The sequence below is a fragment of the Aeromicrobium ginsengisoli genome, from assembly GCF_004134905.2.
Taxonomy (GTDB): domain Bacteria; phylum Actinomycetota; class Actinomycetes; order Propionibacteriales; family Nocardioidaceae; genus Aeromicrobium; species Aeromicrobium ginsengisoli.
Window position 1 is genome coordinate 467,150 of the sequence record NZ_SDPQ02000003.1, and the last position, 23,770, is coordinate 490,919.

Consider the following 23,770-nt stretch of genomic DNA (forward strand, 5'->3'; position numbering starts at 1 on the left):
GGGTCGACGGTGTGATCACCGGCTTCGACCTCGACATGACGCTCATCGACTCCCGACCGGGCATCAAGGCGGTGTACGACCAGCTCGTCGTCGAGTCCGGCGCCCACATCGACACCGACCTCGTCGTGTCGCGGCTCGGCCCGCCTGTCGAGTGGGAGCTCGAGCACTGGCTGCCCGAGCCCGAGGTCAAGCACTGGGCCGACCGCTACCGCGAGCTCTACCCTCTGATCGCGCTGGACCTCGTCGAGGCGCTGCCGGGTGCGCACGACGCGGTCGAGGCCGCCAACAAGGTCGGCCGGACGCTCCTGCTCACCGCCAAGCACGCGCCCAACGCCCGAATGCACGTCGACCGCCTCGGACTGCCCGTCGGCGAGGTCTACGGCGGCGCGTGGCGCGAGGCCAAGGGCGTCGTGCTGCGTGAGCAGGGCGCCACGACGTACGTCGGCGACCACGTGCACGACATGGACGCGGCGCGCTTCGCCGGCGTCGTCGGCGTCGGGGTCACGACCGGGCCCAGCACCGCCGACGACCTGCGCGACGCCGGCGCCGACACCGTCCTGACGTCGCTCGAGGACTTCCCGGGCTGGCTCGACCGCCGCTGACCTGCGGCAATGTGTGACAGGGCAGACAGTCGCGCATTCGGAGTTTGACTTGTTTTAACCCGCCTGCGGACGGATACTTAAGTTACTACCCAGTAGCAAGCTGACCATGTGCAGCGCGTACCCCCAAAGGATTGCTGGCATGAGCCACTACAAGAGCAACCTCCGTGACGTCGAGTTCAACATGTTCGAGCTCTTCAACCGGCAGGACGTCCTCGGCACCGGACCCTTCGAGGAAGTCGACGCCGACACCGCGAAGAGCATCCTGACCGAGATCGACCGCATCGCGCGCGAGGACCTCGCCGCATCGTTCGAGGACGCCGACCGCAACCCGCCGGTCTACGACCCGGCCGCCAAGACCGTGACGATGAACCCGGCCTTCGCCAAGTCCTACAAGGCCTGGATGGACGCCGAGTGGTGGCGCCTGCAGATCCCCGAGGAGCTCGGCGGACAGGTCGCACCGGCCTCCCTGATCTGGGGCAGCGCCGAGTTCGTGCTGGGTGCCAACCCCGCCATCTGGATGTACGCCTGCGGTCCCGCGTTCGCACGCATCGTGTTCGAGAACGGCATCGACCGCGACAAGACGATCGCGCGTCACATGGTCGATCGCAGCTGGGGCGCCACGATGGTGCTGACCGAGCCTGACGCGGGCTCCGACGTCGGCGCCGGCCGCACCAAGGCGTTCCCCAACGAGGACGGCTCGTGGAACATCGAGGGCGTCAAGCGCTTCATCACCTCGGGCGAGCACGACATGGCCGAGAACATCATGCACCTGGTCCTCGCCCGCCCCGTGGGCGTCGAGGGCGTCGGTGGCCCCGGCACCAAGGGGCTCAGCCTGTTCCTCGTGCCCAAGTTCCACTTCGACCACGAGACCGGCGAGCTCACGGGCGAGCGCAACGGCGCCTACGTCACGAACGTCGAGAAGAAGATGGGCCTCAAGGTCTCCACGACGTGCGAGGTGACGTTCGGCGACGGCGCACCGGCGCAGGGCTGGCTGCTCGGCGAGGTGCACGACGGCATCAACCAGATGTTCCGCGTCATCGAGAACGCCCGCATGTTCGTGGGCCTCAAGGCCGCTTCCACGCTGTCGAGCGGCTACCTCAACGCGCTCGAGTACGCCAAGGAGCGCGTCCAGGGCGCCGATCTCACGCAGGCCTCCGACAAGGCCGCGCCTCGCGTCACGATCACGCACCACCCCGACGTCCGCCGTTCGCTGATGACCCAGAAGGCGTACGCCGAGGGCCTCCGCTCGCTCGCGATGTACACGTCGACGTGGCAGGACGACGTCATCATCAAGCAGGCCGCCGGCGAGGACGCCTCGCTGTCCGAGTCGATCAACGACCTGCTGCTGCCGCTCGTCAAGGGCTACGGCTCGGAGCGCTCCTGGGTGCTGCTCGGCACGGAGTCGCTGCAGACGTTCGGCGGATCGGGCTTCCTCCAGGACTACCCCGTCGAGCAGTACGTCCGTGACGCCAAGATCGACACGCTCTACGAGGGCACGACGGCGATCCAGGGCCAGGACCTGTTCTTCCGCAAGATCGTGAAGGACAAGGGTGTCGCACTGGGCTACCTGTCCGAGCAGGTCAACGCGTTCGCCGAGGGCGACGCCGGCAACGGCCGCCTCAAGGTCGAGCGCGAGCTGCTCAAGCAGGGCCTCGACGACGCGACGGCGATCATCGGCGCGGTGTTCACCGATCTCATGTCGTCGAACCCCGCGGACGAGAAGGGTGACCTCAAGAACATCTACAAGGTCGGCCTCAACACGACGCGTCTCGTCTACGTCCTCGGTGACCTGACGGTCGCGTGGCTGCTGCTGCGTGGCGCCGAGGTTGCGCTCGAGAAGCTGGGCGGCGAGGTCTCGGCCTCGGACAAGAGCTTCTACGAGGGCAAGGTCGCCGCGGCGCAGTTCTTCGCCCGCAACGTGCTGCCGCAGCTCGCCGGCGAGCGCGCGATCGCCGAGAACATCGACGGTTCGCTCATGGAGCTCGACGAGTCCGCGTTCTGATTCTGCGTTGAGACCAAGCGAAGGGCCCTCACCGTCACGGTGGGGGCCCTTCGTCTGACCATTTGATTAGTGCACTAATCATTCGTACACTTGGCGCATGGACGACACCAATCCGCTCGCGCTCGAGGAGCAGGTCTGCTTCGCGCTGGCCGTGGCCTCCCGCAGCGTCATCGCGAGCTATCGCACCGTGCTCGAGCCGCTGGGCCTCACGCATCCGCAGTACCTCACGATGCTGGCGCTCTGGGAGCACGGGACGCTCAGCGTCAAGGCGCTCGGCGAGCTGCTGCACCTCGAGCCCGCGACCGTCTCGCCGCTCGTCAAGCGCCTCGAGCAGGCCGAGCTCGTGACGCGTACGCGCTCCAGCACCGACGAGCGGCAGATCGAGGTCGCCCTGACGGCGACGGGTCGTGCCTTGCGCCGCAACGCCCTGAAGGTGCCGACGACGATGCTGGCGCGCTTCGGCATGACCGTCGACGACCTGCGGGCCACCAACGCCGTGCTCCACCGCATCATCGACGCGGCAGAGGCGGTGCCGGCATGACCGCCCGCACCACCGAGGCCGTCGCCCTCGACCGCGTACGCCGAAGGGTCGCGGCGATCGGGTTCCTCGCCGTCACGATCCACGGCGTCCTGGGACTGATCGGCGTCTCGTACGTCCTGCTGGACCAGGGCCGGCGATCCGATGCCGGTCTGCTGACCTTCATGTCGGGCGTCGTCGCCCTCATCGTCTGTGCCGCGACCCGCGCGATCCTCGGCGCCCGGCCGTTCTCGCTCGTGTGGTCGGCCGTCGCGCTGGTCCCGACGGCCGCGGCGTACGTGCTGCTGTTCTGACCTGTGACACGACGAGGCCCCCGTGACCAGTCGGTCGCGGGGGCCTCGTGCGTACGGCTACCAGTTGAAGAGCGAGTCAACCATCGTGTAGGGCGCGAAGTCGCTCGAAAGAATCGTGAACATGACCAGCGCGCCGCCGGCGAGGGCGACGTCCTTGTTGAACTGGACCATCTCCATCATCTTGTTGGTCGCGTCCGTCTCCTTCCAGAACGCGTGCATCATGACGGCCGTGATGAGCAGCTGGATGGCGAGACCCAGCGCACCGATGTCACCCCAGATGCCGAGCGCGATCGACACGCCGCCGAGGATGAAGGTGACGCCACTGATCTGGACCATGAGCTTGGCGTTCGACACGCCACGTGACTCCGCGTAGCCGGCCATCGCCGCTGTCTGCGTCAGGTGGCCGATTCCGGATCCGATGACCAGGTACGCGAACAAGATGCGTCCGATGAGGAAGATTTCGTCCATGAGGTGCCTCTCAGGTGATTGAGTCGTCAATCGGGCAGTCTGGCCCTCCCTCGTGCGACGCGTCAAGCAACGCAGCACGGGCCCGACGTCCCTCCAGGCGCCGGACCCTGCCACCGCTGAGCTCCCGTGTCAGCGGAGGACTGCGTGCTTCTTGACGATCGGGAGCTTCTCCCAGATCTTGCCGAAGCCGAGCGTACGACCCGCGCCGGCGAGGGCAAGCACGCCGAGAACCATCGCGTAGATCAGGTGGTCATCGAGGAAGATGTTGTTGTCGGGCGGCAGGACGGCGGTCCACATCAGGACCAGGAGCAGCGCGCCGGCGGCAGCGGCAGCCCGGACGGCCACACCCAGGATCAGCGCGGCGCCGATGCCGAGCAGGCCGAGCATGAAGAGCCAATCGGCCCAAGCCTGTCCGGCGAAGCCCTGGTACATGTCAGAGAACGGGCCCTTGGTGGCGTGGCCCAGGAAGCCGCTCGTGGGGCTGCCCCCGTTGACCCAGGCATCCGCAGAAGCCGTCTCGTGGCCGAGTCCGAACGTCTTGTCGAGGAAGGGCCACAGGAACGTCCAGCCCATGGCGAGTCGGATCACGCCGAGCAGCAGCGACATCGGTGCCGTCCGCTCCGCGGTGACGGGGATGGTTCGTGCGTGATTGGCGGCAAAGGTCGCGGTCATGCTGACTCCTCGGTTGGGTGGTGCATTGCCTTCAGCATCCCGGGCGGTTGCCGTGCGGGTCAGGGCCATGCGTCCGCAAGGGATGGGCCCTAGGTCCATCCCTCCGGCCGTCCCGCACGCGAGGACCAAGGTCCCGAGTGCCAGGGCAGCTCGCCCATGGGCGCGGATGCCTGCAAGTGAGAGCGTGGGAGCAGGACCGCACAGGTTCGACCCAGACCGAACGAGAGGGAGCTCTCATGACGACACGGAACGACGACCCCACGACCGGCTCACTGTCCACACTGTCCACACTGTCGGAGAAGGAGTGCCGTGAGCTGCTCGGGACGACGACGGTCGGACACATCGCGTTCGTCGATCGGGACGGGCAGCAACTCATACCGGCGAACTTCGCCGTCCTCGACGGCGTGATCTACCTCCGAACCGCCCCTGGGAGCATTCTTTCGCAGCTCGCCAGCGGTCACCCGGACGTGGCATTCGGCATCAACCACCACGATGTGTTCCGCACCGGGTGGAACGTCACGGTGCGCGGCACCGCGGTGGGGGTCGAGGATCGCGCCACGATCAACGTGGTCCTCGGCCACAAGCGGCTCCGGCCGTGGGCCGGCGGCGTCCGGCCACTCATCATCCGGGTCACGCCGAGCTCGATGGCCGGCAGGCGTGTCAGCGGCAACACCGCCTGATCACGACGCCGCGGCTCCTCCAGGTCGGGCCGGCACGACACCCAGCTGTTCGGCGATGTGTCGCGCCCACTCGTCGACCTGGTCCCAGTCACGATGGTCGCCAGGCAGGGCATGGACAGCCGTGGCCGCGGCACGCTCGATCCAGTTGAGCCGGGACGTGTCGAGCCGGCCGCCGAACACCTTGTGCTCGATGGCCTGCCCGGACGTGACCATCGCATTCGCCGAGATGATCTGGGCGTTCTCGCTCTCGATCTCGGATATCGGCCCGGTACTGAAGAGCCAGAGGTCGAACAACGCGGCATCCTTGACGTACGAGAGGGCTCGCGCCGCGGAGTGCATCCAATGGCCGAAGTAGATCGCGCTGCCGAGGACGACGGCGTCTGCGCCGTCGAGCGTCCGCAGGTCGCTGAGGTCCGACCGGACGACAGTCCAGCCTTCGGGAAGTACCTCGGCGAGCGTGGTCGCGAGACGATCGGCGATCTCGCAGGTGCCGCCATGGCGGCTGGCGGCGGCAACGACGAGTGAGCGACAGGCCTGCATGTCAGGCTCCCTGATAGTCGGATGGAACGATCGCGACCGGGCAGCCGGCCCGCCGCAGCACCTGCATCGCGAGGGGGCGCGTCAGGGCGAACGAGACATTCTTGGAGTGCGGCCGGCCCACGACGATGAGCTCCGCGTGCGCGCTCGCGGCGACGATCGCCGACTCGGTCCCGTCGACCACGAACGCTCGGATCACGCGCACGTGCGGATAGGTCTCGGACCATCCTGCAAGGACCTCCGCGATGTTGGCCCTGATCGCCTCGGCGTCGGCCGCCAACGTCGCAGGAGGCGTCGCGTGAAGGACGTGCAGCTCGTGCCTTCGGGCGCTGGCCTGCTCGAACGCGTACGTCAGTGGCCCGGCCGCGGACGTGCCACCGTCGAGGGTCACGACGACACCACCGTTCGGCGTGGCCGGGTAGGCGACCTCGGGCACGACCACGACGGGACATGGAGCGTGGCTGGCCATGTGTCGGGCGACTCCGCCACCGAGCATGCGGTCGTACCAGGGGATGTCGTCGGCTCCGATGACGAGGAGCTGCGCACCCGACGCCGCCTCCTGGAGCGCGTCGACGGCGCTGGCGATCGACAGCACGAAGGTCACCGGCGGCAGCGCGACCTCCTGGTCGAGGAACTCCCGCGCGTCGTCGAGGACCTTCTGGCCCGCCGCCTTGATGCCGTCGAGCTCGACCGGACCCAGGTAGGGATACACGGCTTGGACGGGGATGCTGGCTGCGTGCACGACTCGCATCTTTGCGCCGCTACGGAGCGCTTCCCGGAGCGCGAACCGCAAGGCGGTCGGCTGCTTGTCGGCGAGCCCGATGATGACTGGGCTTTTCACACTGTTCATGGCGACTCCCGCTCGGCTTGTCCTTCCACGATCGCTTCTCGGGCCGCTCAGCGGCATGGGCCACCGTCCACGGTCCGGAGGACCTAGGTCCTCGCCCCCTTCGGGCGTAGTGTGACGAGACATCGACCGGGAGGGTCATGACCGACGAACGCGCGACCGGGCCGACACTCGATTTCGAGGCCGTTCTCGCCCAGTTCGTCGAGCGCGCGGAGAAGCTCATCGCCTCCCAGGCACGCATGCGCGACCTGATCAGGGTCAACAACGACCTGACCAGCAAGCTCGACCTGCCGACGGTCCTGCACCGCATCGTCGAGATCGGCATGGAGCTGCTGAACGCCCGCTACGCCGCGATGGGCGTCATCGGCGACGAACGGCGCCTCGAGCAGTTCATCCACATCGGGATGGACCCCGACGTGGTCACCCAGATCGACCACCTCCCCGAGGGAAAGGGCCTCCTGGGCGCGCTGATCGACGACCCGCACCCCGTGCGACTGCTGAAGATCAGCGACGACGGTCGATCGAGTGGCTTCCCCGCGCATCACCCGCCAATGGAGAACTTCCTAGGCGTGCCGATCCGCGTACGCGACGAGGTCTACGGCAACCTCTACCTGACGGACAGCCTCAACGGCGCCTTCTCGGCCGAGGACGAGGAGCTCGCGCAGGCGCTGGCTGCGACCGCGGGCATAGCGATCGAGAACGCCCGCCTGTTCGACGACTCGGCCTATCGCGAGCGGTGGTCGTCGGCTCTGGCGGACACCGCCCGCCGGCTCATGCGCGACGAGGAGGAAGAAGAACACCTCGGCGTCATCGTCGAGCAGGTCCGGAAGCTCGCCGAGGCGGATCTGGTCAGCATCGGCCGGATCACCCAGTCCGGTGATGAGATCTTCGTCGATCGCGCGTCGGGGATCGGCGCGGACGACCTGGCGGCGATGTCCTTCCCGGTCGCAGGGACGTTCGCCGGCGATGCCATCGCTTCTGGCGAGCCGATCCTGGTCAGCGAGTCGAACGAGTTCGCGCCCCACGGCTTCGCCCAGCACGCCCTGCTCGGCAACTCGGTGGTCATCCCGTTCGCCCATGGTGACGTCGCGGCGGGCGTGCTCACGCTCTCGCGGTCAGTCGGCCGCCCTCCGTTCAGTGCCCGCGACCTCGACATGGGTTCGTCGTTCGCCAGCCACATCAGCGTCGCGATCGACCGGGCCGAGTCGCGGCGCGGACGCCGCCGCGTCGAGCTGCTGGAGGACCGCAGCCGCATCGCCCGCGACCTCCACGACCACGTGATCCAACGGCTCTTCGGGACCGGCCTCAGCCTCCAGGCCGCGGCTGCCGCGGCCGATCCCGAGACCGCTGCGCGCATCACGGCCCAGATCACCGAGATCGACAATGCCATCGCCCAGATCCGGCAGAGCATCTTCGCGATGCAACGCGACCCCGAGACGACCACGGTGAGCCTTCGCGCCCGGATCCTCGAGATCGTCGATCGGGTGTCCGACCAGCTCACGAGCCGGCCCCGCGTCACGTTCCTCGGCCCGGTCGACCTGATGGTCTCTGGCGACCTCACCGACGACGTGGCCGCCGTGGTGACCGAGTCACTCGCCAACGCCGTACGCCATGCCGGCACGGCTCAGGTCGCGGTCACCATCGCCGCGGTGTCGGGCGAGATCAGCATCGAGGTCGTCGATGACGGCGTGGGGCCGGGGTCGTCCCCACGGCTCAGCGGCCTGTCCAACCTCCGGCAGCGGGCCGAGGCCCGCGGCGGTGAGTTCGAGATCCACGAGGCCACCGGCGGCGGCACCCGGGTGTCGTGGATCGTCCCGACCTGAGCCTCAGCGGTCGTCGAGCAGCTTGCTGGCGAACACCGCTGCCTGCGTACGCCGCTCCAGACCCAGCTTCGACAACACGTTGGACATGTAGTTCTTGATCGTCTTCTCGGCGAGGAACAACCGCTCGCCGATCTGCCGGTTGGTGAGGCCTTCGGCCACGAGCTCGAGGATGCGCCGCTCCTGGGCGGTCAGGCTCTTGAGCTCATCGGGCTCTTGCGGAGCTCCGTCACGGAGTCGCTCCATGACCTTGGCCGTGACGCTCGGGTCGAGCAGCGATCCCCCAGCTGCCACGTGGCGGACTGCGGCGATCAGGTCCTGGCCCGTGACCTGCTTGAGGACGTATCCGGCGGCGCCGGCCATGATCGCGGCGAAGAGCGCCTCATCGTCGTCGAACGACGTGAGGATGATCGCCCGGACCTCAGGATGCGCCGAGCTGATCTGGCGGCACACCTCGATGCCACTGCCATCCGGCAGCCGCGCGTCGAGCACGGCGACGTCAGGCGAGAGTGCCGGAATGCGGGCCAGCGCGGCAGCGGCCGTCCCGGCTTCACCGATCACCTCGATGTCGCCACTGCTCTCGAGCAGCTGCCGCAGCCCCGTGCGTACGACCTCGTGATCATCCAGCAAGAAGACGCGGATCGTCATCGGGTCTCCTCGTGGGTGGCGGTCACCTCAGTATTGACGTGCCGTGAGTGGGTGTCGAGGGCCCAAGGTCCCGCGTCCCAATGAGCTTGCTCAGACCTCGAAGACCAGGCGAGCCGCGACGCTGCCGGACAGCAGCTCGGCGATCGCCTCGTTGACCTGGTCGAGCTTGCGGCCCTCGGCGATGACCCGCGTGCGACCGCGCGCGTGCAGCGCGAAGACCTCCGTCAGGTCCTGGCGCGTGCCCACGATCGAACCGATGATCTCGATGCCCTTGAGCACCGTGTCGAAGATGGGGATGCTCATCGTGCCGTCAGCAGGGAGGGCCACGCAGACCAGCCGGCCGCCGCGATTGAGCGACGCGAAGGCCTGCTCGAAGGCCGACGGCGACACGGCGTACGCGAGGGCGACATCGGCGCCACCCAGAGCGGCGATGGCCGCCGCGGGATCCTCCTTCGCCGCGTTGACGACGTGGTCGGCACCGAGTGCCGTGGCCAGCTCGAGCTTCTCGTCGTCGATGTCGACCGCGATCACGACCGCGCCGACCAGGCGCGCGTACTGGACAGCCAGGTGGCCGAGGCCGCCGATGCCGAAGACCGCGATGATCTCGCCGGGCTGCACGTGGGCGACCTTGATCGACTTGAACGCCGTGACCCCCGCGCAGCTGAGCGGCGCGGCGTCGAAGGGCTCGACGCCGTCCGGCACCGACACGGCGAAGTTGGCGTCGACGATGGCGTACTCGGCGAACGCGCCGTCGATCGAGTAGCCGCTGTTGAGCTGGCTCTCGCACAGCGTCTCGCGACCGTCGATGCAGTAGCGGCAGTGCCCGCAGGCGTGGCCGAGCCAGGCGATCGAGACGCGATCGCCGACCACGTGAGCCGTGACCTGCGCGCCGACCTTCTCGACGATGCCCACACCCTCGTGGCCCGGGACGAACGGCGGCGTCGGCTTGACCGGCCAGTCGCCCTGCGCGGCGTGGATGTCGGTGTGGCACAGCCCGCACGCCTCGATGCGTACGAGAACCTCACCGACTCCCGGTTGAGGTACGGGGCGTTCCTGGATCTCGAGGGGCTGACCCAGGGCGGTGACGACGGCGGCTCTCATGACGACTCCTCGTGAAGTGGAAGGGGATGCTCCCACCTCAGCCGACAGGACCCGCCGGCCGTAGGGCACGTTCGCCCCGAAGTGCGGGACCTAGGTCCCTCGCGCGTCAGTCCACATGTTCTGAGTGTTGGCCCGGGCTCGTGGCAGCGACAGGGTCCGCGTGCCCGGTGACCTGGGACAAGCCGTGACGATGCAACGCTCGTCAAGGCGCGGTCAGGGCGGCGCCGTGTGGCAAGGTGGCTGCGTGAAACCGGTCAATCCGCTCTGGTACCTGGCGGCGTTCCTCTTCGCACTGGGCAGCGTGATGATCGCGACCGTCGTTGCGGCCGGCGCATGGGACCCCGTTCGCGAGGTCACCGTCACGCCGACAACGGTTCGTGCCGATGCCCAGGGCAAGACCCTCGTGGTGTTCACCGACATCCTGCAGCCCGAGCGCAACGTCACGTGCCGCGCCACCGGCCGCGACAAGAAGCCGGTCGGCATCCCCCGCGCCGCGCTCGACATCAAGGTCGACAACGAGGGCAACCAGTGGCACCTGATCGGCCTGCTCGACGCGGGTGCGAACGGCGTGCGCGTGCAGTGCACCCCGCGCGACCGGCGGGTCGACAACGCGTCGTACGCCTGGGCCACGGTGACCGGTTTCGAGACCCGCGCCAACAACGCCAAGGGCATCGGCATCCTCGGACTCACGGTGGCCGTGGTGTTCGCGGGGTATGTCTTCTGGTGTCGTCGCCAACAGCGTCAGGAGACCGCCCGTGAACCTGCTTGACACCTACGTCCGCGGGTGGCACGAGTCCGCTGAGTCGATCGTGGCGCTGGCGGCCGAGCTCGACGCCGCCGACTGGGCGCGCCAGACCGACTGCACCGAGTGGACCGTCAAGGACGTGCTGGCGCACCTCGCTCATCTCGAGTCGGAGCTGTGCCGCTCTGAGCAGAGCACGTACGACAGCACTGGCGGGTCGGACGTCGTGTCGGCCTACACCGCGCTCGGCGTCGAGGCGCGCCGCGACCGCACGCCCGCCGAGCTCGTCGAGGAGTTCGCCGCGGCCGTCGACCTGCGCGCGGCCCGGCTCGCCGACCTGCCCGACGACCCTGCTGCCCCCGCGCCGGTGACCCCCGGCGGGGTCGCCTGGAGCTGGGACACGCTGCTGCGCAACCGCTCGGTCGACGTCTGGGTCCACGAGCAGGACATCCGCCGCGCGACCGGACGTCCGGGAGGCCTCGACAGCACCGGGGCACACGTCGCCGTCATGACGTTCTCGTTCGCGATGCCGTTCGTCCTGGGCAAGAAGGTCAGGCCGCCGGCAACGTCGACCGTGCGCTGGAACGTGACCGGTGAGACGCCGCTCGAGCTCGTCGTGCGGATCGGCGAGGACGGCAGGGCCAGTGCGATCGAGACGCTCGACGAGCCCTCGGCGACGCTGACGATGTCGACCGAGACCTTCACGGTGCTGACCGCGGGACGCCGCGCACCCGACCAGGTCGACGTCGCGGTCGAGGGCGACGAGGAGCTCGCCCGGGCGACCCTCGGTGCCATGGCAATCATGTCCTGACTGGGGAACCGTCCTCTACGCTGGCGCGATGAGCTGGAGCACGCACGACATCCCTGACCTCACCGGCAAACGAGCCGTGATCACGGGAGTGACCGGCGGGCTGGGCCTGCACACCGCGATCGGCCTGGGCCGCGCCGGCGCCGAGCTCGTCGTGACGGCTCGCGACGAGCGCAAGGCCGAGACCGCCCTGGCCCGGATCGCCGACAAGGCACCGGGTGCCCTCGTCGAGGTCGTCTCGCTCGACCTCGCGGACCTCGCCGACATACGCCGAGCAGCCGCCGAGATCGCGAAGACGTACGAGCGGGTCGACATCCTCGTCAACAACGCCGGGATCATGGTGCCGCCGCGCTACTCGACCACGGCAGACGGGTTCGAGCTGCAGATCGGCACCAACCACATCGGTCACTTCGCCTGGACCGCCGCCCTGTGGCCGGTGCTGCGCGACAGCGCCGCCCGCATCGTCTCGGTCGCCTCACTGGCGCACACGGCGGTCGGCAGCATCGACCTGACCTCGCTCACGCCGGAGGGTTCGCCCCAGCCTTATCGCCGCTGGCAGTCGTACGGGCAGTCCAAGCTCGCCAACCTGCTCTTCGCCCTCGAGCTGGACCGGCGCGCCAAGGCCGCCGGCATCGACGTGGTGAGCGTCGGCGCCCACCCCGGCTATGCCGCCACCAACATCACGAAGACCGGGCCGGCGAGCAGTGGTCTGTCGTTGCCCGGCATGGGCATGCACCAGGTCAGCCGGATCCTCGCGCAGTCCGCCGCGGCGGGCGCCATGCCGCTGTTGATGGCGGCGACGGATCCGGGCCTCAGCGGTGGCGAGTACGTCGGACCGTCCGGGATCCGCGGGCTGCGCGGCCGGCCCAAGGTCGTGACGCCGAGCCGGGCGGCGCGGGACGCGGAGCTCGCCAGCGACCTGTGGTCGGCGTCCGAGTCGGCCATCGGAGCGACGTTCGAGGTCTGACGCCGAACCGCTCTGCGATGCCGGGCGAAATCGCGGATCTCCCTGGAATCAAGGCGATGTGGGATCGCCCACATGCACCCCGTCCCCGCGTGCCTTCCGCGCCAGGTTGACGTAACGTCGAATGCCTGATGATCCGAGATATGACGCACAGCGACTTTGACAGCATCGTCCACCTCAACCAGAACGCCCTCGAGGGCGTCGGTCCACTCGACAACGAGAGCCTCTCGCTCCTCGTCAAGATGTCCGACCAGGCCCTCGTCGCCGAGGACTCCGGCGACATCGCCGGCTTCGTCATCACGTTGCCCCCGGGCGCCGAGTACGACTCGAGCCGCTATCGCTGGTTCGAGGACAAGCTCGTCGACGACTACGTCTACCTGGACCGCATCGTGGTCTCCGGCGACCACCGCCGCAAGGGCGTGGCCTCCAAGCTCTACGAAGAGATCGAGGGTGACACCCCGGTCGCGCTCGAGGTCTACGAGACCAACGACGTGTCTCTCGCATTCCACGAGAGCCGCGGCTTCGAAGAGGTCGGCGCGTTGACGCACGACGGCAAGACCAACCTCATGCTGGTCCGCGAGCCCGACGGGGCCTGATTCACCGATATCCCCACGACGTGGCGGGCCATCAACCGGAAGCCGGTTGGTGGCCCGCTTTGTGGTTGATCTTCCGCCAATTCTCGGCGGCGCACCGGGTGCGAGCCCTACTGTGATCGGCATGTCCATCAACGAGCCTCCCCCGCCCCAGCGCGGGCTCACCGGCGCCGAGCGCGGCCCCGACCTCACGGACCTCGAGCACCAGGTCGCCGACGCCCGTTCCGTGCCGCAGAAGCTGCTCGCGGCCGCCAACCCGAAGAACTACTTCGGCATGGTCAAGGAGTACCCGGCCGGGATCAAGCAGTTCCTCTGGCTGTGCCTCGGCATCCTCTACCCGTTCTGGCTCCTCGGCGTTGTGATCGCCTGGCCGGTCATCATCGTCCTGAAGGCCGTCGGATGGGTCCTGTTCCAGATCTGGTGGTTCTGCACCGGGTGGTTCTGGAAGCGTCTTGGTGGCGAGAAGCCGTCCAAGGAACGCCGCGCCGAGATCGACCAGGAGCGCGCGGCCAAGCTCGCGGACAGCAACGCCCAGCAGTACGAATGAGACTGCTGCCGAGGCGTCGCTCCGGGGCGACGCTGTCGGTCACACCTGACCGTCCGTTCCTGCCGACAGAGTCGATCACGGCAACCGTGACCCTCGACGAGCCGCTCGACGACGTCACCGATGCGCAGATCGAGATCGGCTACGTCAACACGTACACGTACGAATGGGCGCGCAACAGCACCACCGACCTGGTCGGCCCGACGAGCGCCGGCGGCCGCAGCGACGCCAAGGACTGGGTCTCTGCGGGCGACGCACCGATCGTGTTCGCCGGCGGCACCCTTGCGGCCGGGACGCACACCGCGACCGTACGGCTGCCGTCGTGGTCGCCCGGCACCTCCGACCCCGCCATCGCCTGGCGGGCCCGGCTCAAGGTCGAGCGCAAGGGCAAGTCACCCGAGGCCGAGGCACCGTTCACGGTGGTCGTGCCGGCACCGGACCCGCTCCCGACCGAGACGCGGCTCGTGCAGGGCGAGCGGGCGATGGCCAACAGCATCCGGTTCGAGATCGTCACGGATGCACTCGCGTACCGCGCCGGGTCGGTCGTACGCGGCACGATCTCGGTGACGCCGACCGAGCCGGTCACGAAGTCGGCGACTGCCGACGTACGTTTCTACCGCCCGCAGGTCTCGCACCCGCTCGAGAAGCCGCCGTCGCCCGTCATCGAGTGGTTCAGCCGGCCGCACGTCACGGTGGCCAAGGACCTCATGCTGGCGCAGGGCGTCACGACTGAGATCCCTTTCGAGCTCACGCTGCCCGCCGATGCCTCACCAACCGTCGAGGCGGTGCACAACTCGATCCACTGGTGGGTCCTCGCGACGATCACGTACGCCGGCATGACCGGCGCGATCGAGCGAGCGCGCCGGGAGATCGTCGTCTACAACGCCTGAGCGCGCCACTCCTCGGCGAGGAGCGCGTAGACATAGCCGTCCTGCCAGCCGTGGTCGCGGTGCAGCGAGTCCTTGACGTTGTGAGCCTCGCGGCGCATCCCGAGCCGCTCCATCAGGCGCCACGACGGCTCGTTGGCCGTGAAGCACATGGCCACGACCCGGCGCAGCCCGAGGTCCTCGAAGCAGATCCGCAACAGCGCCCGGATCGCCTCGGTCGCGAGACCCTGGCCGTGGTGTGCGGGATCGAACACCCACCCGAGCTCGGCCTCGGTGGCCTCGGCGTGCTCAGTCACTTCTCGCTGCGCGTAGGCGTCCTGGACCTTGACCATCAGGTCGCCGATCAGCTGGCCGTCGTGCTCGACGATCACGGCCGTCGCGCCGTCGCCGAAGCGCTCGGCGAGGGAGTCGATGTCGGTGGCGAGTCCGCCGATCCACTCGGCGACGTCAGCCCGCGATCGGAAGGCGAAGATCCGTGGCACGTCGCCGTCTGCGAAGCGGCGGAGCACCAGTCGCTCGGTGCGTACGGGCCAGTCGGCGTCATCAAGTCGTGAACCCATGGCCCCATGATCTCAGCTAGCCGCGCGTGCGGCCGTAGGCCTCGGGCTCCTCGGCCATGACCTTGGCTCGCGCCTTGACCCGGTAGCGCCAGATCTGGACCAGACCGAGGAACCACAGGACGTACTGGAACGACATCGCCCACCGGAAGGCCGACGGCGTGTAGGCCGTCGACGAGCCGGGCGTACGCCAGTCGAGGATCACGCCGATCGCGACGACCAGCACGAGGCTCGCGACGAAGCCCGCCTGGTTGACGATCGCCGTGGCGCTGCCGAGCCGGTCGGCCGGGTTGGACGTGCGGGCGAGGTCGAAGCCGATCATCGACGCCGGGCCGCCGACACCCATCACGATGACGAGCACCACGAGCAGCCCCAGCGGAGCGGGACCGCGCCAGGCCAGGACGACGGTCCAGACCACGACGATCGTGGCGACGATCCCGATCACGATCGTCGAGCGCTGCCACGGGTGATGCGTGATCGCCCAGCCGAGCACGGGTCCGGCACTCATGACCGCGACGACCATCAGCGTCAGCAGCAGACCGGCCACGTGGTCGGACCGGCCCTCACCGCGTACGAAGAAGGGGTAGCCCCACAACAGCCCGAACGTCGTGGCGCTGAACTGGGTCGTGAAGTGCATCCAGAAGCCGAGCCGCGTGCCGGGCTGGGCCCATGAGGCGCCGAGGCTGCGCTGGATGCCGCTCCGGGACAGTGCCGCTCCGCTCACGGAACGCGCGGCCGGTGCATCGCGGACGAAGACCACGAGGGCGAACGTCAGGATGACGCCGAGCGACGCCGCGATGAGGTAGGACTTGGTCCAGCCGAGCTCCCGCAGGGCCACGGTCATCGGCACCGCCGCGATGATCGCGCCGAGCTGGCCCGTGACGCCGGTCAGCTGGGTCACGAGCGGCACCCGGCGCGGCGCGAACCACGTGTTGACGAGCCGGAGCACACAGATGAACGTCATGGCGTCGCCGACGCCGACGAAGACGCGCGCCACCAGTGCCCAGGCGTACGTGTCGGCGAACGCGAAGCCGGCCTGCGCCACGGTCAGCGTGATGGCGCCGGTCAGCAGCACCCGTCGGGGTCCGAAACGGTCGACCAGCAGGCCGACCGGGATCTGCATGCCGGCGTAGACCAGCAGCTGCAGCATCGTGAACGTCGCCAGCTGGGCCGCCGAGATGTCGAACCGCTCCGTCGCGGCGAGCCCGGCGACAGCCAGGGACGAGCGGTGGAACACCGCGAGCAGATAGACCAGGAGGGCGACGACCCAGACCGCGTACGCGCCGGGATGGCGGGTCTCGGCAGGCTGGCTCACCGACCCAGTTTAGTGCGGCGTCGTCACCGCCCATGTGCCACGGTGGATCCATGGCCGACTCCCTGACCCTCGTCGACTGGCGCCGACGCGTCAACGAGATGTACGCCGACGTGCGCGCCGAGCCCGACCGCGCAACCGGTCACGCGCGCTGGCGGGCGGCCCGGGACGAGCTCTTCCGTACGCACCCGCAGAGCCCGTTGCTCGACGACGACCCGTTGCGCGAGACGGGTCTGCCGTACTGGCCGTACGACCCGGAGCTGCGCTTCGACGTGGCGCTGCTGCCGGTCGAGCCCACCGACGATCGACTCGTCGACGCCGGCGGTGACGGCACCATCACGATGAAGCTCATCGGCCGGGTCGAGCTCTCGATCGGCAGCCTCGACGTGTGGTGGCTCCACCAGTACGGCGGCGGCATCTTCATCCCGCTGCGCGACGGCACGTCGGGCGACGGCAGCTACGGCGGCGGGCGCTATCTGCTCGACACCGCCAAAGGCTCGTGGCTCGGCGGCGACGCCGAGTCACTGACGCTCGACCTCAACTACGCGTACCACCCGTCGTGCCGCTACAACCCGCGCTGGCAGTGCCCGCTGGCTCCGCCCGGCAACACCATCACGTCCCGGGTCGAGGCCGGCGAACGGCTCTGAGGACGCGACGGCGGGTGCCGGACGCCAGCTGGTCCGACACCCGCTCGATGCGTCAGGCCGAGATCGAGCTCTGCTCGGACTTGCCGAGAATGTCGATCTTGCGCGGCCTGGCGCGCTCACTCACCGGGATCACGACGCTGAGGACACCGTTGTCGTAGTGCGCCGAGATTCCCTCGGTGTCGATGCCGTCACCCAGGCTGAACTGACGGACATAGCTGCCGTACGGGCGTTCTCTCGCGAGCCACTTGGCGCTCTCGTGCGACGCCGCCGTGCGCTCGGCCCGGATGGTCAACACGTGGCCATCGAGGTCGACGTCGACCGATCCCGGGTCGATTCCCGGCAGGTCCGCAGCGAGGACGTAACGATCACCCTCCCGGAACAGGTCGACCGGCATCAGGCGAGTCGACCGCGAGCCGAGCTGAGAGGTCAGGCGATCGAGGTCGCTGAAAGGATCAAAGGACATGGTCATCATCGCAAGATCTCCTCTCGAAACTTGAGTCCACCGGACTCAACTCTGTACGAGAGAAAAATAGATCGACGCATCGCCGCGATCAAGTCCCGGATCTGAAAAATTCCTGAAAAATCTGCTGCGGTTGCAGCCGATTCGTCAGAACGTCAGTGCGAGCGCCGGGTCGCGCAGGATCGCGGCGACATCGGCGAGGAACCGCGAGCCCTGCTCGCCGTCGACGACGCGGTGGTCGAAGCTCAGCGCCAGGGTCGTGACCCAGCGAGCCACGATCTCGTCGTCGTCACCGACCCACGGCCGCTTGTTGATCGCGCCGACCGCCAGGATCCCGGACTCACCGGGGTTGAGGATCGGCGTGCCGGCGTCGATGCCGAACACTCCGATGTTGGTGATCGTGAACGATCCGCCGCTCATCTGCGCCGGCTGCGTCTTGCCGTCACGCGCCGTCGCGATGAGCTCGGCGAACGCCTGAGCGAGCTCGGGCATCGTCATCGAGTCGGCGCCGACGATGTTGGGCACGACGAGTCCCCGGGGCGTCGCCGCCGCGATGCCGAGGTTGACCGCCCCCTTGAGCACGATCTCCTGTGCGGCGTCGTCCCACGTGGCGTTGAGCTCGGGCGTACGGCGCATCGCCAGGCACACCGCGCGCGCGACGATCAGCAGCGGCGAGACGCGGACGCCGGTGAACCGGTCGTCGGTCTTGAGCTGCGTGACGAGCTCCATGGTCCTGGAGACATCGACGGTGACCCACTCGGTGACGTGCGGCGCGGTGAATGCCGACGACACCATGGCCTCGGCGGTCATCTTGCGAACGCCCTTGATCGGGATGCGCTGGTCCTCGAGCGAGGTCGACGTGGTGGTCGCGGGGGTCGTGGGCTGCACACTGCGCAGACCCGCGAACGCCTCGACGTCGGCGCGGGTGATGATGTCGCCCTGCGCCGGCACCGAGTCGAGGTCGATGCCGAGATCCTTGGCGAGCTTGCGGACCGGCGGCTTGGCGAGCGCACGGATCGAGCGCTGCGGCACCTTCTCGGTGTCGACCGAGGCCACGGCACCCTTGCGGGCACGGCGCTTGGTCGACGTGGTGCGCGGGCCGTAGCCGACGAGGACGGACTGCCGCTCCTCCTTGGCCTTGATGGCCGGGGTCGCCACGGGCTCCGGAACCAGGTCGCCGGCGGCGGCGAACTCGCCCGCGGTCATCGCCTCGGGAAGGTGCGGGCCGTCGGTCACCGGCTCGTCGCCGGAGGCGATGCGGATGATCGGGGTGCCGACGTCGACGGTCTGGCCCTCGTCGACGAGCAACGCCTCGACGGTGCCCTCATACGGGCTCGGCAGCTCGACGATCGACTTGGCGGTCTCGATGTCGACGATGATGTCGTTGACCTTGATCTGGTCGCCGACGGAGACCTTCCAGGTCACGATCTCGGCCTCGGTCAGGCCCTCGCCCACGTCGGGCAGCTTGAACTCACTCATCAACGACTCCTAGTACGCCAGCGAACGGTCGACCGCTTCGAGCACGCGGTCGAGCCCGGGAAGGAACTCTTCCTCGACGCGGCTCGGCGGATAGGGCAGGTCGTAGCCGGTGACCCGGATGACCGGCGCCTCGAGGGAGTAGAAGCAGTTCTCGGTGATGCGCGACGAGATCTCGGCGCCCAGCCCAAGGGTCTGCGACGCCTCGTGCACGACGATCGCGTGGCCGGTGCGGCGTACGGACTCGAAGACCGGCGCGAGGTCGAGCGGCGAGAGCGTTCGGAGGTCGATGACCTCGAGGCTCGTGCCCTCCTCGGCGGCGGCTTCGGCGGACTCCAGGCACGTCTTGACCATCGGCCCGTACGCGATGAGAGTCGCATCCGTGCCGTCGCGGACGACCTTGGAGGCGTGCAGCGGGAGGGGCTCGGAGTCGGTGTCGACCTCGCCCTGGTCCCAGTAGCGCCGCTTGGGCTCCATGAACACGACGGGGTCGTCGCTCGCGATCGCCTGCTGGATCATCCAGTAGGCGTCGTTGGCGTTGGAGCACGACACGACCTTGAGGCCGGCCGTCAGCGCGAACTGCGCCTCGGGGCTCTCGGAGTGGTGCTCGACGGCGCCGATGCCACCACCGAACGGGATGCGGATGACGATCGGCATCTTGACCCGGCCATGGCTGCGGAAGTGCAGCTTGGCGACCTGGCTGACGATCTGGTCGTAGGCCGGGTAGACGAAGCCGTCGAACTGGATCTCGAGGACCGGGCGGTAGCCCCGGAACGCGAGGCCGACGGCGGTGCCGACGATGCCGCTCTCGGCGAGCGGCGCATCGATGACCCGGCTCTCGCCGAAGTCCTTCTGCAGGCCGTCGGTGATGCGGAAGACACCGCCGAGCTTGCCGACGTCCTCACCCATGATCAGGACCTTGTCGTCGGCCTCCATCGCGGCCCGCAGGCCCGCGTTGAGGCCCTTGCCGAGCGGCATCTTGTTGGTCATGACTCACTCCCCTCCGGCTCGAGGCTGTCTCTGAACGCGACGTACTGGGCCTTCTGCTCCTCGAGCTCAGTCGAGCCGTCGACGTAGACGCGGTCGAACAGGGCGGCGAGATCGGGATCGGGCAGCGCCTTGCAGGTCTCGCGCAGGTGCTTGCCCAGCTCGTCGGCCTCGACGTCGAGCTCGTCGAAGAACTCCTGAGGCGTGCCCTGGGTCAGGAGGTAGCGCTTGACCCGCTCGATGGGGTCCTTGAGCTTCCAGGTCTCGACCTCGGCGCTGTCGCGGTATCGACTCGGGTCGTCGGACGTCGTGTGCGCGCCCATGCGGTAGGTGTAGGCCTCGATGAGCGTCGGACCCTCGCCGTTGCGCGCCTTCTGCATCGCGGCCGTCGTGACGGCGTGGCACGCGAGGACGTCGTTGCCGTCGACCCGGATGCCGTCGAAGCCGAAGCCGCCGGCGCGCTGGGCGATCGGGCCGCGGGTGTTGCGCTCGGTCGAGGCCGAGATCGCGTACTGGTTGTTCTGGCAGAAGAACACGACGGGCGCGTTGAAGACCGCGGCCCAGTCGAACGCCTCGTTGACGTCGCCCTGGCTCGTGGCGCCGTCGCCGAAGTAGGCGATGACGGCCGCGTCGCGCTCGGGATCGTTGCGGCCGACCTCGCCGTCGAGCGTCAGCCCCATCGCGTAGCCGGTCGCGTGGAGGGTCTGGGCGCCGATGACGATGCTGTAGAGCGCGAAGCCGTGCTCGGCCGGGTCCCAGCCCCCGAGCTCGACGCCACGGAACAGGCCGAGGAGCAGCGCCGGGTCAATGCCGCGGCACAACGCGACGCCGTGTTCGCGGTAGGTCGGGAACGCGAAGTCCTGCTGGAGCAACGCGCGGCCGGAGCCGATCTGCGCGGCCTCCTGGCCGAGGGCCGGCGCCCAGAGTCCGAGCTCGCCGTGACGCTGCAGCGCGTGCGCCTCGAAGTCGATGCGACGGCTCAGGACGAGGTCGCGGAACAGTCCGCGGATGGCGTCGTCGTCCCCGTCGTACGCGTAGTCCGCGTGGGAGACGCGTTGTCCCTCTGGGGTCAGGAGCTGGACCAGTGGAAAGGCTCCAGCAGGATCGTCGGCTACGTATGCGTCGGGCATGGTGGCGCTCAATGCGACTCCCTCAATCGATCGGTTCGCGGGATTGCCGCTCCGATGTCGAAGATGCGAGACACCAGTGTCACAGGGGTGGTGGACGTTGGTGGGCTCACATGGACGTGACTGGCATCACATCTGAACACACCGTATCCCGGCAACGACCGCCTGACCAAACAACGCTCCGAACGGCCGATGGTCACGTTCGAGCTGCCCTGGCGGCCGATTTTCAGACGACCTGTTGCATCAAACCTTGCGATGACGGTCGAAGTCGTGAAGATTCGAGGCGTTCTGGGTGCGTCAGTGTTCCTTGCGCCACGCGGCGGCCCGGTCGAGGAAGACCGCGTTGACCGCCGGGCTGCCGACGCTGACGCGCACGCCGTCACCCGCGAACGGCCGCACGGAGACCGGGTCGCACCACGCCGCGAAGTCCATCGCATCGTCGCCGAGCGGCAGCCACACGAAGTTGGCCTGCGTCTCGGGCAGCTCCCAGCCCTGGTCGCGCAGCGCCGCCACCATCGCGTGACGCTCCTGCACGATCGCCTCGACCCGCTCGGCCAGCTCGGCCTCCGCTTCGAGCGACGCCACAGCGGCCGCCTGCGAGAGATCGGTGATGGCGAACGGCGGAGTCGCCTTGCGGATGGCTTCGGCGACCGGGGGCCGGGCGATCGCGTAGCCGACCCGGAGACCTGCCAGCCCGTACGCCTTGGAGAACGTGCGGAGCACGACGACGTTGTCGTGGGCGGCCAGCGCCGCGAGCCCGTCGGCGGCGTCGGCATCGCGGACGAACTCGACGTAGGCCTCGTCGACCACGACGAGCACCCGCTCCGGGACGGTGGCGAGGAAGCGGTCAAGGTCTGCGGCCTTCACCACCGGCCCGGTGGGGTTGTTGGGCGTGCAGACGAGGACGACGCGCGTCCGGTCGGTGACCGCGGCCGCCATGGCGTCGAGGTCGTGGGTCGCGTCCGTCCGCAGCGGCACACGCACGGTCGTCGCTCCGGTCAGGTCGGCGGCGATCGGATAGGCCTCGAACGAGCGCCAGGCATAGACGACCTCGTCGCCGGCCTCGAGGTGGGCGTTGAGCAGGGCGTACAGGACGGCGACCGATCCGGTGCTCGCGGCGAAGTGGTCCGGCGAGAGCCCGAGCTTGGCGGACAGTGCGGCGTAGAGCGCCGTGGTGCCGGCGTCGGGATAGCGGTTGATCCGGCCGAGCTCGACGGCCGCCCGCTCCATGACGCCCGGCAGCGGGTCGTACGGGTTCTCGTTGCTCGAGAGCTTGTGGTCCTCGCTCGCGGCAGCCTTGCCCGGGCGATAGACCGGGATCTCGTCGAGTGCTCGGCGGGCGCGCGGAGAAGTCATGCCCCGAGCGTAATACCTGACCGTTCGGTCAGCCGAGCTGCTCCTCGAGGGCCCGGCGGCGTGCCCGCGGGCGGCCAGACCGTACGGCGCTGACATGATCGACCGTGTGACCGCCCGCAATGCCCGACTCGGCTACGTGCTGGTCATCACCGCTGCCGTGCTGTTCGGCATCAACGGCGGCCTGTCCCGCGTCGCCATGGGTTCCGGCCTCAGCCCCGAGTCGTTCACGACCGTGCGCGTCACCGGCGCGACGCTGGTCTTCATCGCGTACGCCGCGTGCTTCCGCCAATCGGCACTGCGTCGACCCAAGGGCACGGCGATGCTCCTCGTCATCGCGCTCGGCCTGGTCGGCGTCGCGGCGCTGCAGCTGACCTACAACGTCGCGATCGACCGGCTGCCGCTCGGCATCGCGCTGCTGATCGAGTACCTCGCGCCGGTGCTCGTGGTGCTCTGGGTCCGGTTCGTCCGCAAGGAGCCGGTGCACGGCCAGATGTGGCTCGCGGTGGGTCTCGCCGTCGTCGGGCTCGCGGTCGTCAGCCGGGTATGGAACGGCCTGACGTTCGACGGCCTCGGCGTGGTCATGGCCCTGCTCGCGGCCGTGAGCTTCGCGACCTACTTCCTGCTCGGCGAGCACAACGTCGGGCTCGACGACCCGCTCCGCGTCATCCTCTGGGCGTTCGTCGTGGCGACCGTCGTGATGAACGTGGTCGAGCCGCTGTGGAACCTGCCGACTCTGAAGGGGTCGACCTCGATGCTGGGCCGGCTCGAGGAGCACTCGGTCAACCCGTGGCTCGTCATCGCGGTCATCGTCGTGCTGGGCACCGTCGTGCCGTTCTTCCTCGAGATGCTCGCCCTGCGCCACCTCCCGGCGACGATCGTCACGGTGATCGCGATGCTCGAGCCCGTGCTGGCCAACGTCCTCGGCTGGGCCTGGTTCCGCGAGTCGCTCACGCCGGTCCAGGCGCTCGGCGCGGTCGCGGTGCTGGCCGGCATCGTCCTCGCACAGACGTCGCGGAGGGTGGAAACGGTCCTCCCGCAGCCGTAGGGTGTAGCAACTCACGGCATGGTGACGGCCTGTCCGTCAGGGACAGGGGGATGCGCG

At 68.7% G+C, this 23,770-nt stretch carries 27 protein-coding genes; 14 read left to right on the forward strand and 13 right to left on the reverse strand.

Features of this window, described 5'->3' with window-relative positions; all coding sequences use genetic code 11:
* The first annotated feature begins 11 nt into the window (after nucleotides 1-11).
* The 4 genes from ESP70_RS15410 (at nucleotide 12) to ESP70_RS15425 (ending at nucleotide 3,435) form a co-directional block, all read left to right on the forward strand.
* On the forward strand, nucleotides 12-602 hold the full coding sequence (locus tag ESP70_RS15410) for an HAD family hydrolase (protein WP_246162046.1): 591 nt from the start codon (nucleotides 12-14) through the stop codon (nucleotides 600-602).
* Between the two features lie 139 nt (nucleotides 603-741).
* Entirely contained in the window at nucleotides 742-2,604 is a 1,863-nt protein-coding gene (locus ESP70_RS15415) for an acyl-CoA dehydrogenase (protein WP_149690203.1), read from the forward strand.
* Between the two features lie 97 nt (nucleotides 2,605-2,701).
* Nucleotides 2,702-3,145, forward strand: coding sequence for a MarR family winged helix-turn-helix transcriptional regulator (locus ESP70_RS15420; RefSeq protein WP_149690204.1), 444 nt, complete (start codon nucleotides 2,702-2,704; stop codon nucleotides 3,143-3,145).
* Nucleotides 3,142-3,435, forward strand: coding sequence for a hypothetical protein (locus ESP70_RS15425; RefSeq protein WP_149690205.1), 294 nt, complete (start codon nucleotides 3,142-3,144; stop codon nucleotides 3,433-3,435). Before ESP70_RS15420 ends, ESP70_RS15425 begins: the two co-directional genes overlap by 4 nt.
* A gap of 57 nt (nucleotides 3,436-3,492) precedes the next feature.
* On the opposite strand, the gene ESP70_RS15430 is transcribed toward ESP70_RS15425, so the two are convergent.
* Together ESP70_RS15430 and ESP70_RS15435 are read right to left on the reverse strand one after the other, a co-directional pair.
* Nucleotides 3,493-3,903, reverse strand: coding sequence for a DoxX family protein (locus tag ESP70_RS15430; RefSeq protein WP_149690206.1), 411 nt, complete (start codon nucleotides 3,901-3,903; stop codon nucleotides 3,493-3,495).
* 129 nt (nucleotides 3,904-4,032) lie between these two features.
* Complete coding sequence (locus ESP70_RS15435; RefSeq protein ID WP_149690207.1) at nucleotides 4,033-4,575, reverse strand: DoxX family membrane protein; 543 nt, start codon at nucleotides 4,573-4,575, stop codon at nucleotides 4,033-4,035.
* Between the two features lie 236 nt (nucleotides 4,576-4,811).
* Between ESP70_RS15435 and ESP70_RS15440 the strand changes: the two genes are divergently transcribed.
* On the forward strand, nucleotides 4,812-5,255 hold the full coding sequence (locus ESP70_RS15440) for a pyridoxamine 5'-phosphate oxidase family protein (protein WP_149690208.1): 444 nt from the start codon (nucleotides 4,812-4,814) through the stop codon (nucleotides 5,253-5,255).
* On the opposite strand, the gene ESP70_RS15445 is transcribed toward ESP70_RS15440, so the two are convergent.
* Nucleotides 5,256-5,795 carry a flavodoxin domain-containing protein gene (locus ESP70_RS15445; RefSeq protein WP_149690209.1) on the reverse strand — a complete coding sequence of 180 codons (540 nt, stop codon included), beginning with the start codon at nucleotides 5,793-5,795 and terminating at the stop codon, nucleotides 5,256-5,258.
* A 1-nt stretch (nucleotide 5,796) separates the two neighbouring features.
* Nucleotides 5,797-6,642, reverse strand: coding sequence for a universal stress protein (locus tag ESP70_RS15450; protein ID WP_188110660.1), 846 nt, complete (start codon nucleotides 6,640-6,642; stop codon nucleotides 5,797-5,799).
* Between the two features lie 137 nt (nucleotides 6,643-6,779).
* Here ESP70_RS15450 and ESP70_RS15455 point away from each other — a divergent pair, with 137 nt between their 5' ends.
* Nucleotides 6,780-8,462 (forward strand): sensor histidine kinase, encoded by a 1,683-nt coding sequence (locus ESP70_RS15455; RefSeq protein WP_149690211.1) that lies wholly within the window; start codon nucleotides 6,780-6,782, stop codon nucleotides 8,460-8,462.
* 3 nt (nucleotides 8,463-8,465) lie between these two features.
* Here the strand turns inward: ESP70_RS15455 and ESP70_RS15460 are convergent, their stop codons facing one another.
* Together ESP70_RS15460 and adhP are read right to left on the reverse strand one after the other, a co-directional pair.
* Entirely contained in the window at nucleotides 8,466-9,107 is a 642-nt protein-coding gene (locus tag ESP70_RS15460) for a response regulator (RefSeq protein WP_149690212.1), read from the reverse strand.
* A 90-nt stretch (nucleotides 9,108-9,197) separates the two neighbouring features.
* Entirely contained in the window at nucleotides 9,198-10,208 is a 1,011-nt protein-coding gene (adhP, locus tag ESP70_RS15465; protein WP_149690213.1) for an alcohol dehydrogenase AdhP, read from the reverse strand.
* A 244-nt stretch (nucleotides 10,209-10,452) separates the two neighbouring features.
* Between adhP and ESP70_RS15470 the strand changes: the two genes are divergently transcribed.
* From ESP70_RS15470 to ESP70_RS15495, 6 genes are all read left to right on the forward strand, one after another.
* A complete protein-coding gene (locus tag ESP70_RS15470; RefSeq protein ID WP_149690214.1) occupies nucleotides 10,453-10,977 on the forward strand; it encodes a hypothetical protein in 525 nt (174 codons plus the stop codon).
* On the forward strand, nucleotides 10,964-11,761 hold the full coding sequence (locus ESP70_RS15475; RefSeq protein WP_188110661.1) for a maleylpyruvate isomerase family mycothiol-dependent enzyme: 798 nt from the start codon (nucleotides 10,964-10,966) through the stop codon (nucleotides 11,759-11,761). Before ESP70_RS15470 ends, ESP70_RS15475 begins: the two co-directional genes overlap by 14 nt.
* 28 nt (nucleotides 11,762-11,789) lie before the next feature.
* Complete coding sequence (locus tag ESP70_RS15480) at nucleotides 11,790-12,725, forward strand: oxidoreductase (RefSeq protein ID WP_149690216.1); 936 nt, start codon at nucleotides 11,790-11,792, stop codon at nucleotides 12,723-12,725.
* A 140-nt stretch (nucleotides 12,726-12,865) separates the two neighbouring features.
* Complete coding sequence (locus ESP70_RS15485) at nucleotides 12,866-13,318, forward strand: GNAT family N-acetyltransferase (RefSeq protein WP_188110662.1); 453 nt, start codon at nucleotides 12,866-12,868, stop codon at nucleotides 13,316-13,318.
* 121 nt (nucleotides 13,319-13,439) lie between these two features.
* Nucleotides 13,440-13,862 carry a hypothetical protein gene (locus ESP70_RS15490; RefSeq protein ID WP_149690218.1) on the forward strand — a complete coding sequence of 141 codons (423 nt, stop codon included), beginning with the start codon at nucleotides 13,440-13,442 and terminating at the stop codon, nucleotides 13,860-13,862.
* Nucleotides 13,859-14,749, forward strand: coding sequence for a hypothetical protein (locus tag ESP70_RS15495; RefSeq protein WP_149690219.1), 891 nt, complete (start codon nucleotides 13,859-13,861; stop codon nucleotides 14,747-14,749). The genes ESP70_RS15490 and ESP70_RS15495 overlap by 4 nt, the downstream gene beginning before the upstream one ends.
* Here ESP70_RS15495 and ESP70_RS15500 read toward each other — a convergent pair.
* Both ESP70_RS15500 and ESP70_RS15505 read right to left on the reverse strand, forming a co-directional pair.
* On the reverse strand, nucleotides 14,737-15,306 hold the full coding sequence (locus tag ESP70_RS15500) for a GNAT family N-acetyltransferase (protein WP_149690220.1): 570 nt from the start codon (nucleotides 15,304-15,306) through the stop codon (nucleotides 14,737-14,739). The two genes, ESP70_RS15495 and ESP70_RS15500, sit on opposite strands and share 13 nt — an antisense overlap.
* Before the next feature lie 16 nt (nucleotides 15,307-15,322).
* The gene (locus ESP70_RS15505) at nucleotides 15,323-16,618 is read right to left on the reverse strand and encodes an MFS transporter (protein ID WP_149690221.1); all 1,296 of its coding nucleotides are present in this window, start codon (nucleotides 16,616-16,618) and stop codon (nucleotides 15,323-15,325) included.
* Nucleotides 16,619-16,668: 50 nt separating this feature from the next.
* On the opposite strand from ESP70_RS15505, the gene ESP70_RS15510 reads away from it, so the two are divergent.
* On the forward strand, nucleotides 16,669-17,262 hold the full coding sequence (locus ESP70_RS15510; RefSeq protein WP_149690222.1) for a DUF1684 domain-containing protein: 594 nt from the start codon (nucleotides 16,669-16,671) through the stop codon (nucleotides 17,260-17,262).
* Between the two features lie 52 nt (nucleotides 17,263-17,314).
* Here ESP70_RS15510 and ESP70_RS15515 read toward each other — a convergent pair whose 3' ends face one another.
* From ESP70_RS15515 to ESP70_RS15535, 5 genes are all read right to left on the reverse strand, one after another.
* On the reverse strand, nucleotides 17,315-17,725 hold the full coding sequence (locus ESP70_RS15515) for an Hsp20/alpha crystallin family protein (protein WP_246162047.1): 411 nt from the start codon (nucleotides 17,723-17,725) through the stop codon (nucleotides 17,315-17,317).
* A gap of 144 nt (nucleotides 17,726-17,869) precedes the next feature.
* On the reverse strand, nucleotides 17,870-19,201 hold the full coding sequence (locus ESP70_RS15520; protein WP_149690224.1) for a dihydrolipoamide acetyltransferase family protein: 1,332 nt from the start codon (nucleotides 19,199-19,201) through the stop codon (nucleotides 17,870-17,872).
* A 9-nt stretch (nucleotides 19,202-19,210) separates the two neighbouring features.
* Nucleotides 19,211-20,188, reverse strand: a complete 978-nt coding sequence (locus tag ESP70_RS15525; RefSeq protein ID WP_149690225.1) for an alpha-ketoacid dehydrogenase subunit beta — start codon at nucleotides 20,186-20,188, stop codon at nucleotides 19,211-19,213.
* Nucleotides 20,185-21,315, reverse strand: coding sequence for a pyruvate dehydrogenase (acetyl-transferring) E1 component subunit alpha (gene pdhA, locus ESP70_RS15530; protein ID WP_149690226.1), 1,131 nt, complete (start codon nucleotides 21,313-21,315; stop codon nucleotides 20,185-20,187). Before pdhA ends, ESP70_RS15525 begins: the two co-directional genes overlap by 4 nt.
* Nucleotides 21,316-21,609: 294 nt before the next feature.
* Complete coding sequence (locus ESP70_RS15535) at nucleotides 21,610-22,668, reverse strand: histidinol-phosphate transaminase (protein ID WP_149690227.1); 1,059 nt, start codon at nucleotides 22,666-22,668, stop codon at nucleotides 21,610-21,612.
* 94 nt (nucleotides 22,669-22,762) lie between these two features.
* Here ESP70_RS15535 and ESP70_RS15540 point away from each other — a divergent pair, with 94 nt between their 5' ends.
* The gene (locus ESP70_RS15540) at nucleotides 22,763-23,713 is read left to right on the forward strand and encodes an EamA family transporter (protein WP_149690228.1); all 951 of its coding nucleotides are present in this window, start codon (nucleotides 22,763-22,765) and stop codon (nucleotides 23,711-23,713) included.
* The last annotated feature ends 57 nt before the right edge of the window (nucleotides 23,714-23,770 follow it).